The sequence below is a fragment of the Fructilactobacillus frigidiflavus genome, from assembly GCF_044054575.1.
Classification (GTDB): domain Bacteria; phylum Bacillota; class Bacilli; order Lactobacillales; family Lactobacillaceae; genus Fructilactobacillus; species Fructilactobacillus frigidiflavus.
In genome coordinates, this window is sequence record NZ_CP168716.1 from 478,318 (window position 1) to 493,501 (window position 15,184).

The 15,184-nt window shown below is 38.5% G+C and carries 14 protein-coding genes and 1 riboswitch; of the genes, 10 read left to right on the forward strand and 4 right to left on the reverse strand.

What is annotated here, in order from left to right:
- Nucleotides 1–172: 172 nt before the first annotated feature.
- A complete protein-coding gene (locus ACEPSS_RS02415; RefSeq protein ID WP_395319851.1) occupies nt 173–1,333 on the forward strand; it encodes an L-tyrosine/L-tryptophan isonitrile synthase family protein in 1,161 nt (386 codons plus the stop codon).
- Complete coding sequence (locus tag ACEPSS_RS02420) at nt 1,330–2,517, forward strand: MFS transporter (RefSeq protein WP_395319853.1); 1,188 nt, start codon at nt 1,330–1,332, stop codon at nt 2,515–2,517. Before ACEPSS_RS02415 ends, ACEPSS_RS02420 begins: the two co-directional genes overlap by 4 nt.
- Nucleotides 2,518–2,612: 95 nt before the next feature.
- Here ACEPSS_RS02420 and ACEPSS_RS02425 read toward each other — a convergent pair whose 3' ends face one another.
- The 4 genes from ACEPSS_RS02425 to ACEPSS_RS02440 all read right to left on the reverse strand — a co-directional run bounded on the left by ACEPSS_RS02425 (nt 2,613) and on the right by ACEPSS_RS02440 (nt 6,335).
- On the reverse strand, nt 2,613–3,230 hold the full coding sequence (locus ACEPSS_RS02425; RefSeq protein WP_395319855.1) for a L,D-transpeptidase: 618 nt from the start codon (nt 3,228–3,230) through the stop codon (nt 2,613–2,615).
- Nucleotides 3,231–3,316: 86 nt separating this feature from the next.
- The gene (locus tag ACEPSS_RS02430) at nt 3,317–3,910 is read right to left on the reverse strand and encodes an NADPH-dependent FMN reductase (RefSeq protein WP_395319857.1); all 594 of its coding nucleotides are present in this window, start codon (nt 3,908–3,910) and stop codon (nt 3,317–3,319) included.
- A 67-nt stretch (nt 3,911–3,977) separates the two neighbouring features.
- Complete coding sequence (gene dapF / locus ACEPSS_RS02435; protein ID WP_395319859.1) at nt 3,978–4,952, reverse strand: diaminopimelate epimerase; 975 nt, start codon at nt 4,950–4,952, stop codon at nt 3,978–3,980.
- A gap of 12 nt (nt 4,953–4,964) precedes the next feature.
- Nucleotides 4,965–6,335, reverse strand: coding sequence for an aspartate kinase (locus ACEPSS_RS02440; RefSeq protein ID WP_395319861.1), 1,371 nt, complete (start codon nt 6,333–6,335; stop codon nt 4,965–4,967).
- 181 nt (nt 6,336–6,516) lie between these two features.
- A riboswitch (Lysine riboswitch) is annotated at nt 6,517–6,689 on the forward strand.
- 106 nt (nt 6,690–6,795) lie between these two features.
- Between ACEPSS_RS02440 and lysA the strand changes: the two genes are divergently transcribed.
- From lysA to ACEPSS_RS02480, 8 genes are all read left to right on the forward strand, one after another.
- Nucleotides 6,796–8,094: a diaminopimelate decarboxylase gene (gene lysA, locus ACEPSS_RS02445; protein WP_395319863.1), complete on the forward strand. Its 1,299-nt coding sequence runs from the start codon at nt 6,796–6,798 to the stop codon at nt 8,092–8,094.
- 13 nt (nt 8,095–8,107) lie between these two features.
- Nucleotides 8,108–8,815 (forward strand): 2,3,4,5-tetrahydropyridine-2,6-dicarboxylate N-acetyltransferase, encoded by a 708-nt coding sequence (dapD, locus tag ACEPSS_RS02450; RefSeq protein ID WP_395319865.1) that lies wholly within the window; start codon nt 8,108–8,110, stop codon nt 8,813–8,815.
- Nucleotides 8,816–8,817: 2 nt separating this feature from the next.
- Entirely contained in the window at nt 8,818–9,984 is a 1,167-nt protein-coding gene (locus ACEPSS_RS02455) for an N-acetyldiaminopimelate deacetylase (RefSeq protein WP_395320462.1), read from the forward strand.
- Nucleotides 9,985–9,986: 2 nt separating this feature from the next.
- Nucleotides 9,987–10,871 (forward strand): 4-hydroxy-tetrahydrodipicolinate synthase, encoded by an 885-nt coding sequence (dapA, locus tag ACEPSS_RS02460; protein ID WP_395319866.1) that lies wholly within the window; start codon nt 9,987–9,989, stop codon nt 10,869–10,871.
- Nucleotides 10,864–11,640: a 4-hydroxy-tetrahydrodipicolinate reductase gene (gene dapB, locus ACEPSS_RS02465; RefSeq protein ID WP_395319868.1), complete on the forward strand. Its 777-nt coding sequence runs from the start codon at nt 10,864–10,866 to the stop codon at nt 11,638–11,640. The genes dapA and dapB overlap by 8 nt, the downstream gene beginning before the upstream one ends.
- Before the next feature lie 17 nt (nt 11,641–11,657).
- The gene (locus ACEPSS_RS02470; protein WP_395319870.1) at nt 11,658–12,737 is read left to right on the forward strand and encodes an aspartate-semialdehyde dehydrogenase; all 1,080 of its coding nucleotides are present in this window, start codon (nt 11,658–11,660) and stop codon (nt 12,735–12,737) included.
- A 142-nt stretch (nt 12,738–12,879) separates the two neighbouring features.
- Nucleotides 12,880–14,763 carry an acyltransferase family protein gene (locus tag ACEPSS_RS02475; RefSeq protein ID WP_395319872.1) on the forward strand — a complete coding sequence of 628 codons (1,884 nt, stop codon included), beginning with the start codon at nt 12,880–12,882 and terminating at the stop codon, nt 14,761–14,763.
- Between the two features lie 10 nt (nt 14,764–14,773).
- Nucleotides 14,774–15,112 carry a winged helix-turn-helix transcriptional regulator gene (locus ACEPSS_RS02480; RefSeq protein WP_395319874.1) on the forward strand — a complete coding sequence of 113 codons (339 nt, stop codon included), beginning with the start codon at nt 14,774–14,776 and terminating at the stop codon, nt 15,110–15,112.
- Nucleotides 15,113–15,184: the final 72 nt, after the last annotated feature.

A 15,184-nucleotide genomic window follows, 5' to 3' on the forward strand; every position in this document is an offset into this window, starting at 1 on the left:
ATGTATCATATTATTTCGATTTCGGATATTATTTTATTTTTATTTTTATTATTTTATTTTTATTTTTAAATGTATTCTCATTTAGGACTAGTTTTTTTGTTTTAAAATTATAAAAAGGTGTTACTATGTATAATAATAATTTAATATAACTACAAGTTAGAGGTGACTTATTATGAAAAAATTATTATCAAAAGACTTTGATCCATGGTATGTAATGTTGTCTGCTCCTAAGGTAATAAAGGAAAAAAGTAATGAATTTGTTGAAAGACCGTTATTGCCAAAAAAATTTATTAACATAGATTATAAAAATATAGCAAAAAGTGCAGAAAAAGAAGCAGAATTAATCATAAGAGAAAGATGGAGAGAACTAAGAATACTTTCTCCTGAAGAACAAGTTGCTACTATTTTATCATCAAAGAATTTTCGTAATGGAAATTCTTTAGGTGTTAAAAAATATTTAATTAAAACGTTACAAGATAGTGGTGATGAAATTAAGATTGTTTTGCCATCATTTCCTTTTAAAATACCAAATCCATTAAAAACTTGGCATCATAACTTGGATGCGGGTGAAATACTATGCCTTAAAAGATTATATTTAATTTCTTTTATTATTCAAGAACTAATGGATAAACCTACTAAATTTGTAGTTATATCTGATGGTTTTATTTATTCTGATATTTGTGAAATCGATTCTTTTGAGTATAAGGCATATAGCCAAAAAGCAAAAGATGTGATTAATAAAATGGGTATATCAAATAATATAGAATACGTAGACATGGTTGACGATGTTATTGGCGATGATTTTGAAAAATATAATCAAATTCTAAAAGAAGTTAGGTTAGAGTTAAAATCCTGGTGGGACAAAAATAAAGATAGTGATAAAGTTAAATATTTAATTTCAAATATGTCATCCAATATTAAAACTGATGATTTAGATTACTCTGTATTAAGGGCTATTAATAAAGAGAATATGGATAACCTCTTAGAGGAGTATTTAGTTAAAATAAATGAACGTTCATCTGCTAAAGCATTTGAATTTACAGCTAAATTAGTAACCTTAAGAATAACAGATACTGTTATTAATAAGTATAAGGGATGTATAAGAGCAACCGTTCATCCAAAAAAAGGACAGTATGGAATACATTTAGTTAATAAGGAAAGTCAGGTATTTCCTTGGCAAGGAGTTGTTTTGCAAGACAAAACTGGTAAATTTAAGACAAGCTCATCACAAGATGCATGGCAAACTGCAAAATGTGAAGTTTTTGATAAAGATTCCGGTGATTTTATGTATTATTCTGAAATGGAATCTCCCAGTAGCGGTGACTTACTATGAAAAACGATTCTAAACGGGTAACTATTAATTTAATGATTTCTCAAGCACTATATTTATCTGCTATGAGTATTGATTTGACAATCACTGCTCTAGTTGGGGCACTTTTGTCAGGTAATAAAATTTTTGCAACATTACCAATTGCCTTAATTTCAATTCTAAGTGTAGTAGTAGCTCCACAAATCCCTAGGATTGCAAATTTAATTGGATTGAAACTTGTCCTTCAAATTGGTGGATTTATTGCAGCTATTGGTGGTATTTGTTCTTGGTATAGTTTGAATGTACATTCTTTTATTTTTCTATGTATAGGTACTTCTTGCGTTGGTATTTATCAAGCAGTTGCAAACTATTATAGATATGTTGCTTCAGATGTATCTAGAGGTCATGAGGTTAAAAGTATTTCATTAATTATGTCTGCTGGAGTTTTAGCAGCCATTATTGGCCCGATGTTAGCTACGTGGGCAAGTGATACCTTCAATCCATTGTATTCTGGGGCATACCTGGTCGTTTCTGTTTTAGGATTAACAGCTGTTATTTCCAATAGTTTTCTTCCTAAAGTAGCTGTTGATGAAACTATACAATCAAGTAAGCAAAATACAAACGACAGTCAAATTAAAATTAGTTTATTTTCTCTATTAAAAAGATCGGCATTTAGAAATGGGGTTTTGATTTTAATATGTAGTTGTTTTTCAATGGCTTTAATCATGTCAGGAGCACCAATCATTATGCAATCTGTATTACACAATACTCCAGCTCAACGGATGGTTGGAATGCAGTTACATATGGTTGGTATGTACTTACCAGTCTTTATTTTGTTATTTGTATCTAAGTATATTCCGATTAAAATTCAAATCTTGATTGGCTTAACTGTTGGATTCTTTGCAGCGTTTGCCAGTGCATTCACCGTTAATAATTTTTCCGTTACTTTAACTTTACTACTAATTGGTATTTGTTGGAGTTTGTGTTATACATCAGGAAGTGCCTTATTGACTAAATCATATACTCCTGAAGAACGTCAGTCAGCTCGAGGAAAAGGTGAACTATTTCCAGTACTAGGTTTGGCAATTGGTGGTTTATTAGCTGGTCCATTTAGTAAATGGGTAACTTGGAATGATCAAATGATAATTGTTTTAATTTTGATTTTGATTAGTTTATTAATGATTATATTTGATTGGAAGAGAATATAGAATAAGGTTCGTCATTATTTGGCGAATCTTTTTTATTTATCCAAAATCAAAGCCAAACAAAAAACGCTTAAATTTTCAAGCGTTTTTGTATTAGTTTATTTATTAAATGGTTCGATAACCACTTTGGTACCAACTTTATCAGGTTGTGAGAAAGTATTGTAGAAGTACACATTATCGGGCAAACTCATTTGGATACAACCATGTGAGTTAGGGTGGCCTAGACGACCTTGACGACTCATAATTGGTTGATTGTCTTTATTCATTACAACAGAATGGAAGAGGTACACGCCATGATCTTTAAAACTGACGAAGTTTCGTGCTCCTTCAGCAACATCGGGTTTAGCGTTGTAGAACCAATCTCCATGTTCTGGTTCAATGGCAAACGTGCCAACTGGGGTAGCCGTTTCTTCGGTCCGTTTTCCGGTTGAACAAAGGAATTGTTCAATTAATTTGTTGTTTTTATAAACATTTACAGTTTGGTGTTTTTGATTAACCACAATCTTTAAGTCTTTAGCGGGTACGTTAGTTAAATCAACGTACTTTTTAGCAGTAGGTTTCTTCCAATCTACGACTTTTTTACCATTTAACTTAGTGTAACTGGGTTTTAATAAATTATCTTTTGTACTGGCTGAAGTTGTTGTTCCAGTTATAAAGAACAGCGTAGCAACCAGGCTTAAACAGCCAACTAGTAAAGCAAGTTTTGCTTTTTTCATGATGTTAATCCTTCTTTTCTTAATTAAGTTTCCATGCGTCAACTTTATTTTAACATACCCCCAAATAACTCTGGTAAAGACCGGGGTTATTTTAGTAGTTCAGCGTAATGAGCTAGGTTTTTAATCACAGCTGCCAGCCGGTTTTGATAATAAGTTTGTTCCGATGTTTCTAATTCTGGAAGAAACTCGCCATTTTCTGCAAAGACTTTTTGAATGTTAGCAATTTGTAAATTATTGTTCACAGTAATCATGTTGAGAACTTGGAAAACAGGTAATAAAGCCATTAATCCTAATAAACCACCACCTTTTCCCATGGAATAACTAATCACTTGGACTGGCATCCCATCCATGCCTTTTGCTAGGTAATCTAGAGCTGTTTTTAAAGCACCCGGAATTGAATAATCATATTCAGGAGCTAAAATTAAGAGTCCATCTGCATCAGAAACCTCGTTGACCCAGCGTTTCGCATTTTCTGGTAAGACGTTGGGATAATCGGGGGTTGCTAATGGAGGAAATGGTTGATTATAAGGTGGTAGATGATACTCACCGACTTTAATAAAGTTTAATTCCACCCCATTTTGGGTTTCAAGTTCCGTTTGCTTATTTTTTAGGTAAGTAAAGAGGCGATTTCCCATTGCGGGTTCGCGTACGCTTCCTAAAACTACGTTAATTTTAGTCATAAAAAAGTGCCATCCTTTAGTTTTTGATACTTCTAGGATAACACTTTCTTTTAGTAAGTTGTTTAAATTAGTTTAAACTTTTGACCCAAGCTTGATAATGGGATTCTTCGTCAGTTGGTTGGAAAGTTCCGGCAGCAAAATTGTGGTTAAAGAGGTCTTTAGCATCAATGGTGAATGTCCCTAATTCAGTTGCATTGGCAATTAATTGAAGTTGGAAGTCATTTCCGGTTTTTTGGACGTGAACTTTGACCATCCCACCCGGATTATAAACGGTAATAATTCGGTCAAAATCACCTTCATAGTGGTTCAAGGCATACGCTAAACTAGTTGAAGTCATTCCTGTTCCACAGGCATTCGTAAACCCAACTCCTCGTTCGAAAGTCCGGACAAAGAGTGTGTCAGGAGCTAAAATTTTAGCAAAGTTCACGTTCACACCATCGGTAAAGTACGGATTTTCACCATTCAAATAAGTTCCTAGTTTTTCTAATTTGTCAGTGTGTAAAACGGCATCTGACACAAAACTAATTAGATGCGGATTAGGTACGGCAATCGCGGTAAAGCTTAAGCGATCATCTAATTGGGGCAACATTTGATCGTGAATTTCATTAGTTCCGAGGTTTTCGAACGGGAAATCAGCATGGTCAAAACGCACGGGTGAAATTTGGACCCCGAAAGCGGGAACTTGATCTGCTAAATCAGGAGCTTGTTCGACATCTAAATCAGCATCTTGGGTTTCAACTTTGAAGTTCGTTTTGCCAAACTTTTCGGCTAAATAACGCGTTACCGTTCGTAATCCATTCCCACACATTGAGGCTAAACTTCCGTCGGCATTCACAACGGTCATTTTTCCTAAACAGTCAGGGTGGTCAGAAGCTTCGACCACTAAAATTCCATCAATATTGTTTAATTTAGGATCGTTACTAGCTTTCATCGCCACTGCTAATTTGGAAATTTCTGCAAAGCTAGGTTGTTGTGCAAATTGGGTCAGGTCAAGAATGAAAAAGGTATTTTCTGATCCATGAACCTTGAGTAATTCTGTCATAATGAGACCTTTCTAATCGATAATTCGATTATTATCAAAGAAGTGTTGGTAAACTAATTTTACCGCTTGTTCGGCATCTGATTCATTAGTTCCCAACATAATTGCAATTTTGGAAGCCCCTTGGTTAATCATGTGAATTTTGATTTCGTGATCACTAAGCGGACGGATGATATCTTCGATGGTATGCGGACTTTTTTGCATTCCTTCACCAACAATCATAATGATGGCATAATCGTCAATCCATTCTAGTTGGTCAGGATGTAATTCTGATTTAATTTCGGCACAAATTTTTTCAATTAATGCTGGAGTAAATTGGCGCTTATCGAAAATGATGGTTAAATCATCAATCCCAGAGGGCATGTGTTCGTAAGAAATGTTGTATTTGTATAAAATTTGCAATAATTTTAGGGTAAAACCAGTTTCTTTATTTAACAAGTACCGGTGCAAATAAAGCGCCGCAAACCGCTTAGAACTAGCCACTCCGGTTACTAATCCGGTTGGCTTAAAGTTGCGTTCCGGAACAATCATGGTTCCAGGCAAGTTGGGACGGTTGGTATTACGGACGTTAATCGGAATTTCGGCATCGATAGCCGGTAGAATGGCTTCATCGTGAAAAACCGAAAAACCAGCGTAGGATAATTCACGCATTTCGCGATAGGTCATTACTTTAATGCTTTTGGGATCTTGAACCATGTGAGGATCAACGGAATAAATCGCATCCACATCAGTAAAGTTTTCGTAAACTTCGGCGTCTAATCCTTTGGCAACAATGGAACCAGTGATATCAGACCCACCCCGGGAAAAAGTTGCAATTTGACCAGTTTCGGTAAAACCAAAGAACCCAGGAAAAACGAGGTGTTGTTCGGGATTACGGAATTTAGCTAAGTTGGTATAAGTTGCTGCTAAAACGTGGGCGTCTTGCGCATTGTCGCTAACTAAAAAACCGACTGTTTTGGGATCCATAAATTTGGCGTTCATCCCAATTTTATTTAAAACAGCAGTTAGTAGAAAGGCATTGAGATATTCACCTTGAGCCTTGAAACCCGCCATTAAAAAGTCGTCATCAGAGTAAGTTTGCGTTGGTAGGGCTTGAATCGTCGTAGCAATTTGTTCCATCACTTCGGCAGGTAACGCAAAGTGGTCCGCAATTGCTTGATAACGGTTGATAATTTCAGTTTGGGTATCTGTCGATTGTTCGTGATTAAGCACTTGTTCAGCGTATTTAATTAAGAGGTCGGTGACTTTAATGTCACCTTTAAACCGGGTTCCTGGAGCTGAAACAACCACAGCTTTTCGTTCGGGGTCACTTTTGATAATTTTGATAATTTGTTCAAAATGGTCTGCATCAGCTAATGAGCTACCACCAAATTTTACAACTTTCATTTTTTCCACCTCGCAAATTTGTTAAACAGAAATTATCACTATTTTAACAGGTCGGCAACCCCTGCAGGAATAAAAAGCGACAATTATTTTGTTTAATATATAGAAATAAAGAAATTTACGGACAATTAATTAAATCGGGGAAAAGTATTGACGAATCTGCCTGAATTCGGTATGCTTTAGTAAATCAAATAGAGGTCGCAAATAATAAGACTAGTTTGGGGAGTTCCCATTGAACGATGAAACAAACGAAAGGGTTATTTGCCGAAGCACTAAGTGAAATGGAACTTAGCTAGCTGGGACATAGTTGAATAAGCTATGGACTGTCGGAGTTAATTCCGGGGAGCTATGTATAATCGATTCTGAAATTGTTTTAAGGGAGTCTATTTTTGCGGAGCTGCCGCAAAGTAGGCTCTTTTTTTATAATTTCAATTTGATCGAATAAAAAACTGGGGGATTCATAATGTTGGATAGTAACGAAGTTCAAGATAATCAACTAATCATTGGCGGCATCCCCGCTACTGATTTAGCAGCACAATACGGGACCGCACTACAGGTTTATGACATTAGCAAGATTCGTAGTCAGATTCACGCTTTTCAACGCGTTTTTCAAGAAAATGACATTGACTACGCCGTTAGCTATGCCAGCAAAGCCTTTGCTTGTGTTGCAATGTACCAAGTGTTAGCCCAAGAAAATGCCCATGCTGATGTTGTTTCTGGTGGGGAACTTTATACTGCCATTAAAGCCGGCTTTCCCATGGATCACGTTAGTTTTCACGGAAATAATAAATCCCGTGAAGAACTTGAAATGGCCGTTGAGCACCAAGTTGGGGTCATTATTTTAGATAATTTCTACGAAATCCAATTATTGAGTGAAGTACTTGCCGAACGGAACCAAACCATTAAAGTCATGTTACGCGTTTCGCCTGCCGTGTCAGCACATACGCATGAATTTATCCAAACGGGTCAACAAGATAGTAAATTTGGCTTTGATATCTTAACCGGACAAGCGGATGAAGCCTTACAACAAGTTTTAAACGAACCTAACATGGAATTAGTCGGAGTTCATTCTCACATCGGTTCGCAAATTTTTGAAACGGATGGCTTTAAAATTGAAACCGAAAAATTAGTTAAGTTAATGCAACACTGGCATGATGATTTTGGTTACATGCCCGCCATCATCAACGTTGGTGGTGGTTTTGGAATTAAGTACACTGATGCTGACCATCCGATCCGTCCTGAAGACTTTGTTCAACAAATTTTGACCACTTTACGTCAGGAAACAGAAAGTCGTGGTCTACCCCTTCCTGCTGTTTGGATTGAACCAGGTCGTTCAATTGCTGGACCTGCGGGAACGACTCTTTATACAGTTGGCTCAAGCAAGACGATTCCCGACATTAGAAAATACGTTGCCGTTGATGGGGGAATGGGCGACAACATTCGTCCTGCTTTATACGGGGCTGACTATGACGCCGTGGTTGCTAACGATGTCCACGATGACAACGTTGAATTAGTCACCCTTGCTGGTAAGTATTGTGAATCAGGTGATATCTTAATTAAAGATATCGAACTTCCCGTACTTAAACCAGGCGATGTAATTGCGGTCCTTGCGACCGGGGCATATGGCTATTCGATGGCTTCTAATTACAACCTCAATCCTCGTCCAGCCGTCGTTTTTGTGGAAAACGGTAAATCACAAATTGCGATTGCACGAGAAACTTATGCTGATTTAATTCATTTAGACAAAAACTTAGACATTTAAAAGGAGAAAAATTATGACTGAACTAAACGCTCACGAAATTATTCAATACATCTCAAACGCGGAAAAGAAAACCCCCGTAAAAGTTTACTTAAAGGGTGACCTAGACCAGATCGATTTTCCCGATAACATTACCACTTTCATTAATGGCAACACCGGGGTGATTTTTGGTGACTGGAGTGCTGTTGAACCACTATTAAAGAACCACGCTGCACAAATTGAAGCATCTGAAATTGAAAGTGACGGCCGTAATTCTGCAGTTCCGTTATTAAACACGAAAAACATCGAGGCTAGAATTGAACCTGGTGCCATTATTCGTGACCAAGTTAAGATTGGAAAAAATGCCGTCATCATGATGGGGGCCTTAATTAACATTGGTGCTGAAATTGGGGAAGAATCCATGATTGATATGGGTGCCGTGCTTGGTGGCCGTGCTTTAGTTGGAAAACACAGTCACATTGGGGCCGGTGCTGTTTTAGCGGGAGTAATTGAACCAGCTAGTGCGCAACCAGTTCGAATTGATGACGATGTCTTAGTCGGTGCTAATGCCGTTGTGATTGAAGGAGTGCACGTTGGTAAAGGAGCGGTCGTTGCTGCCGGAGCAGTTGTTACCGAAGACGTTGCTCCTTACACGGTGGTTGCTGGAATGCCTGCGAAGAAAATTAAGGATGTTAATCAACAAACCATTGATAAGACCAAATTAGAAGACGACTTAAGAGGTTAGACATTATGGTAGAGCTTGATCATGAATTACAAACAATTTATCAAGACTTACATCAAATTCCCGAATTAGCGTTACACGAGTTTGAAACGCACGACTATTTAATGAAGCAAATCAAGCAATTTACGGCTGATACCGATTTTACGGAAATTAAAGTTCCGGAAAAATTACCAACCGCGATTCTAGTTTTACTCCATGGTTCTAATCCCAAACGTACAATTGGTTATCGAACTGACATTGATGCGTTACCTACTAATGAAGAAACGGGATTAAGTTTTGCTTCTAAACATGCTGGAAAGATGCACGCCTGTGGGCATGACGTCCACATGACGGTCGCTTTAGGAACTTTACGTTACTTTGCCGAACATCAACCCCAAGATAACCTCTTGTTTTTCTTCCAACCAGCTGAAGAAAGCGAAAATGGTGGGAAATTAGCCTACGAAGATGGCGTCTTTACCGACCAATGGCGGCCCGATGAATTTTATGGCTTACATGATAACCCTCAACTTGCAGCGGGAACGATTGGCTGTCGGATGGGAACTTTATTTGCGGGAACTACCGAAGTCGATGTTGATTTCACCGGTGTCCAAGGACACGCGGCTTATCCCCAATTTGCCAACGATATGATTGTCGCTGCTAGTCAGTTTATTAATCAAGTCCAAACAATTGTGTCACGGAGTGTGGATCCGATTGAAGGTGGGGTAATCACCTTTGGTCAGTTTGAAGCGGGAACCATTCGAAATGTAATTTCGGGATCAGCTCATTTAAAGGGAACGATTCGTGGTTTAACGCAAACGATGATTGAACATATCGACGAACGTTTGCAAGAAGTCGCCAACGGAATTGCTACCAGTTATGGCTGTCAGGTTGATTTGAAATTAAATCAAGGGGGTTATTTACCCGTTGAAAACAATCCGAAACTAACGGCTGATTTCATTAATTATATGGAAGAAAATGCTCAAGTAAACTATCAAGAAACAGAACCAGCGATGACTGGGGAAGACTTTGGTTATTTATTATCGAAAATCCCTGGAACCATGTTTTGGTTAGGAATTGGTGATCCAGATCATCAACTTCATTCCAGCCAATTAGTTCCCGATACCAAAGCAATTCAACCGGGAATTAATGCCATCACTGGATTCTTAACTCATCGAATGAACGAAAAGGAGTAGTCATGTTTAAAAATGCTGATATCATCACTGCACTGGTAACGCCATTTGATTGTCATAATCAAATTAATTTCAGCGCTTTAGAAAAATTAACCAATCGTCTAATTCAAGAAGGCGGAACTGGTTTCTTAATTGGGGGAACTACGGGCGAAACCCCGACCCTTTCACATGATGAAAAAATTGAGCTTTACCAAAAGTTTGTCAAAATAGTTGATGGTCGCGCTCCCATTATTGCGGGGACTGGAAGTAACAGTACCCAAGGAACGATTGACTTTACTAAAGAAGTTGCCCAAATTCCGGGAATTAACGCTGCGTTAGTCGTAGTTCCGTACTACAACAAGCCCAATCAAATTGGGATGAAAGCCCATTTTAAAGCTGTTGCGGATGCTTCTGATTTACCAATTATTATGTACAACATTCCTGGTCGGACGGGGGTAACGATGGATGTTGATACAATTATCGAATTAAGCCATTACCCTAACATTATTGGGGTTAAGCAATGTGGTTCGATGGAAGACTTTGAACGCATCGTCGAAAATACTCCGGCTGATTTCTTGACCTATACTGGTGAAGATCCCCAAGCTTTATTTGCCAAATCAGTTGGTGGTCAAGGGGTTATTTCCGTGGCATCTCATGTCTACATGCCAGACCTACGTCGCATGTACCAAGCCATGAATAGTGACATTCAACTAGCGGGCCAAATTCAACGTGATTTAACCCCCAAGATGCAAGCCTTATTCATGTTCCCATCACCATCACCAGTTAAATTCTTATTAAATCATGGTGGCTTGAACGTGGGTGGCTCTCGTTTACCAATTGTTGATCTAAATGAAGCACAACAAAATGAATTATTAATTGCCGTGGGCGAAAAGGAGGCCGAAAATGACTAAAGTCTTAGTATCTGGATTTAGAGGTTCAATGGGAACCCAAGCTTGTAAAATGATTGAAGCTGATCCTGAGTTACAGTTAGTGGGCGTTTACAGTCCCAACTTGGAAAGTACGGATGCTGCTAGTTATGGGTTGCCAGCTGGTTGCCAAGTTTTTGCTAAATTAGCTGACATTAAAACGGATGCCGACGTTTGGGTTGATTTTTCGACTCCCACTGGAGCTTTTGAAAACGCTAAATTTGCGTTAGAAAACCACATGACCCCCGTGATTGGAACTAGTGGAATGACTGAAGCTCAAGTAACCGAATTACATCAGTTAGCTGATCAACTTAATGCCAAAGGACTAATTGTGCCTAACTTTGGGCTTTCAGCTGTCCTTTTGATGCAATTTGCCAAACAAGCTGCTAAATATTTCCCCGATGCTGAAATTATTGAAATGCATCACGCCGATAAAAAAGATGCGCCTTCAGGAACAGCGATTAATACTGCTAAATTAATTGTCGAAGGTCGCGAAACTAAAGGAACGGAATATCCAACGGTGGAAACCCTTCCTGGTGCTCGTGGGGCTGACTACGATGGTGTTCACATTCATGCCGTTCGGTTACCCGGTTACGTAGCTCACGAAGAAGTGCTCTTTGGCGGACAAGGGGAAGCTTTGACGATTCGCCAAGATTCCTTTGATCGGGCGTCATTTATGCATGGCTTAAACATCGCGATTAAAAACACGCAAAAATTGAATGGCTTTGAAATTGGCTTAGAAAACGTTTTATAAAAAGAGGATAACTAACTATGAGAGAATATAATGTTGCAATTTTAGGTGCTACTGGGGCCGTCGGAACGCGGATGATTGATCAATTAGAAAAATCATCAATTCCAGTGAAAAACGTTAAATTTTTAGCTTCCAGTCGTTCTGCTGGAAAAGTATTAAAATTTAAAGGACAAGACGTAGTGGTTGAAGAAACTACTCCGGAAGTCTTTGATGATGTTGACATCGTGTTGGCATCAGCTGGGGGAGCTGCTTCCAAGCAATTCTTACCAGAAGCGGTTAAGAGGGGCGCCGTGGCCGTTGATAACACTAGCGCTTTCCGGATGGATCCCGAAGTTCCTTTGGTGGTTCCTGAAGTTAACGAACAAGCCATTTACGATCACAAGGGAATTATTGCTAACCCGAACTGTTCAACCATCCAAATGGTGGTAGCTTTACAACCAATCAAAGAAGTGGCTGGTTTGAAACAAGTCATTGTTTCAACTTACCAAGCTGGTTCAGGTGCGGGCCAAACTGCAATTAACGAACTTGATCACGAAGCGCAACAACATCTTGATGGTGAACCAATGACTGCTGAAATTTTCCCCGTTAAAGGTGAAAAGAAGCACTATCCATTAGCCTTTAACCTCTTACCTCAAATCGATGTATTTGAAGAAGACGGTTCAACGCATGAAGAATGGAAGATGGTTCACGAAACCAAAAAAATTATGGCTGGCGATATGAACTCTGATGCTATCAAAGTGAACGCTACCTGTGTTCGAGTTCCGGTTGTCATTGGACACGGTGAATCAGTCTTCTTTGAAGTGGAAGATTCAAGTAAATTAACCACGAAAAAAGTTCAAGAATTAATCAAAAATGGGGCTGGCTTAGTGCTTCAAGATGATCCTGCTAACCAAATTTACCCACAACCAATTGATGCTGAAGGTCATACAGAAACTTTTGTTGGTCGGGTGCGGGAAGATCCCGAAAACCCTGGTAGTTACAACATGTGGGTAGTTGCCGATAACCTGTTAAAGGGTGCCGCAGCTAACACGGTTCAAATTGCCGAAAAATTAGTTGAACATGACTTGGTTCGTGTTCCTGATGAATATTACGGAAAATAAATTATAAAGTCGAATAAATCCCATCATAGCAACCATGGAGCTGGTTGTTGCGATGGGATTTTTGTTTTCGTAATCAGGCAGATAAGTATATAATTAAAAGGAATTTACAATAAACTAATCATATGGGAATGTCGTACAAACTATGGAAAATAAAAAAGTTAAACATCGCTTTATCACTGGATTTACGGGACTTAGAGCTCTCGCGGTCATCGGTGTGATTTTGTATCATTTTAATCCACAACTATTCAGTGGGGGTTATTTAGGCGTTCCCATTTTTCTAACGCTTTCGGGATACTTGGTGACTGATCATTTAGCTAGTGAATATCGACTTACCAATACTTTTGATTATGGTAATTTTTGGTATAAACGAGTCAAAAAATTGTATCCAACCTTAATTGTGATGCTGTTTGCGACAGCTGCCTATATCACTTTTTTTCAGCGCAACTTGTTAGCAAATTTGTGGCAGAGTGTCGTGACCAATTTAACCTATACCTATAACTGGTATGAAATCTTAAACGGACAATCCTATTTCCAGAATTTTGCGGGATCACAATCACCCTTTACCCATTTGTGGACTCTGGCAGTGGAAGGGCAATTCTATTTAATTTGGCCCTTAGTTGCCTTTTTTCTCTTACGTTTTTTCAATCGAAAACGAAGCGTTTCTGCTAAGTTACAATCAAAGCCACTTTTGTATGTGGCACTTGGTTTAGCATTTTTATCCATGGTAGAAATGGCTTTGTTGTACCGTCATGGCGTTGACCCTAGTCGAGTGTACTATGGGACTGATACGCGGATGTTTTCAATTCTATTTGGGGCGGTTTTAGCCGTCATCTGGCCCAGTGACCGCTTAATGCACAAGGTGGGTAAAGAACAGAATGTGTTTTTTAATGTGATTGGTGGCTTAGGATTACTAATCATGACCGTCCTAGTTTTCACGGTTGGTGCCCAATCAGGCTTCCTGTATCATGGCGGAATGGCGCTCTTTTCTTTTGCGACCGGCTTAATCATGTGGGCCGTCTTAGCAAATGCTGGAAAGTGGAATAAGTGGTTAACTAATCCCGTTTTCAATTGGATTGGATCACGGAGTTATGAAATTTATGTTTACCAATTACCCGTGTTTGTCTTTTTTGGGGATAAATTCAAGGACATTGCGGACCATCAAGTTGTCTACGGAATCATTGAGCTCTTGTTAATTGGAATAATTTCGGAACTTTCTTATCGGTTCATTCAAGTTCCCTTTGGTCATTATGACTATCGGGCATTATTTAATCAGATTATGGGGCAGTTAAAAAAAGTGTCGAAGTTGCAAATGGCACTTTTGGTTATTTTAATTTTTGGAGTAGTTGGGATAATTCAGTCGACCCTAGTTAATCCACATCAAGCTAATCACACGCAATTAGCCAAACGAATTCAAAATAATTCAAAACAAGAAAAACAACAAAATCAAAAATTAGCGAAAAAAATTAAGAGTAAACAGGCTATCAAACGTTCGAAAACGGATGTCGCTGAATTTGAAAAAGAAGGTCTAAACACGACCCAGTTAAACGAAGCTGAAAAGTTCTCTGGTTGTGCAATTGGGGACTCAGTCATGTTATCTGGTCGTGATGATTTACAAAAAATCTTTCCACGGCTTTACATTGATGCGGCGGTTTCTCGCCAAACTGCTGATGGGGTAACCAGCTTACAAAGTCTTGCAGACCAAGGCTTGATGGGCAAAAATGTCATCATTGGATTAGGGACTAATGGTGAAGTCAAAGATGAAAATATCCAACAAATTATGAAAATTGCTGGCTCTAAACGCCATGTTTATTGGATTAATGTCCATGTTCCAACGCAACCTTGGCAAAATTCGGATAATGAAACTTTAAGTAATGCCCAAAAACAATATCCCAACTTAACGGTGCTTGATTGGAATGACTACATCAAAGACCATCCTGATTGGCTCTATAGTGATGCGACTCATCCTAATCAGGAGGGATCAGTTAAATATGCTAGTTTTATTGCAAAAGCAATTTTGAAGAAATAGGGTGTAAAGGATGCGGACACGTCGTTTGTATAATTGTCAGGCTGGTTGTCCAGTGGAAAATACGCTGCAATTTATCGCGGGTAAATGGAAAAGTGTCATTCTTTACCATTTGCTGAAAAATAAAGTACTACGGTTTAATGAATTAGAAAGCAAAATTAGTGGCTGTTCCAAAAGAATGTTGGCCTTACAATTAAAAGAATTGGAAGCAGATCACATCATCCATAAAACAATTTATCCAGTCATTCCGCCTAAAACTGAGTATCAGTTAACTGATTTAGGTCAGACTTTAGAGCCGGTAATTATGGCGATGGAAAAATGGGGCGAAAGTTACAGGGGGAATAATTTGTAACCTAGTTACAAAAATTTCACGATTGTAAAAGTTTTGCTCGGCCTTATACTTAGTTCAAATCATAAAGGAGCA

Excerpts from the sequence above, each read along its gene's own strand:
- ACEPSS_RS02480 (WP_395319874.1), top strand. The coding sequence starts at position 14,774 with ATGCGGACACGTCGTTTGTATAATTGTCAGGCTGGTTGTCCAGTGGAA.
- ACEPSS_RS02440 (WP_395319861.1), bottom strand. The coding sequence starts at position 6,335 with ATGAAAGTTGTAAAATTTGGTGGTAGCTCATTAGCTGATGCAGACCAT.
- dapF (WP_395319859.1), bottom strand. The coding sequence starts at position 4,952 with ATGACAGAATTACTCAAGGTTCATGGATCAGAAAATACCTTTTTCATT.
- ACEPSS_RS02415 (WP_395319851.1), top strand. The coding sequence starts at position 173 with ATGAAAAAATTATTATCAAAAGACTTTGATCCATGGTATGTAATGTTG.
- ACEPSS_RS02470 (WP_395319870.1), top strand. The coding sequence starts at position 11,658 with ATGAGAGAATATAATGTTGCAATTTTAGGTGCTACTGGGGCCGTCGGA.
- ACEPSS_RS02425 (WP_395319855.1), bottom strand. The coding sequence starts at position 3,230 with ATGAAAAAAGCAAAACTTGCTTTACTAGTTGGCTGTTTAAGCCTGGTT.
- dapB (WP_395319868.1), top strand. The coding sequence starts at position 10,864 with ATGACTAAAGTCTTAGTATCTGGATTTAGAGGTTCAATGGGAACCCAA.
- dapA (WP_395319866.1), top strand. The coding sequence starts at position 9,987 with ATGTTTAAAAATGCTGATATCATCACTGCACTGGTAACGCCATTTGAT.
- ACEPSS_RS02420 (WP_395319853.1), top strand. The coding sequence starts at position 1,330 with ATGAAAAACGATTCTAAACGGGTAACTATTAATTTAATGATTTCTCAA.
- ACEPSS_RS02430 (WP_395319857.1), bottom strand. The coding sequence starts at position 3,910 with ATGACTAAAATTAACGTAGTTTTAGGAAGCGTACGCGAACCCGCAATG.
- lysA (WP_395319863.1), top strand. The coding sequence starts at position 6,796 with ATGTTGGATAGTAACGAAGTTCAAGATAATCAACTAATCATTGGCGGC.
- dapD (WP_395319865.1), top strand. The coding sequence starts at position 8,108 with ATGACTGAACTAAACGCTCACGAAATTATTCAATACATCTCAAACGCG.
- ACEPSS_RS02475 (WP_395319872.1), top strand. The coding sequence starts at position 12,880 with ATGGAAAATAAAAAAGTTAAACATCGCTTTATCACTGGATTTACGGGA.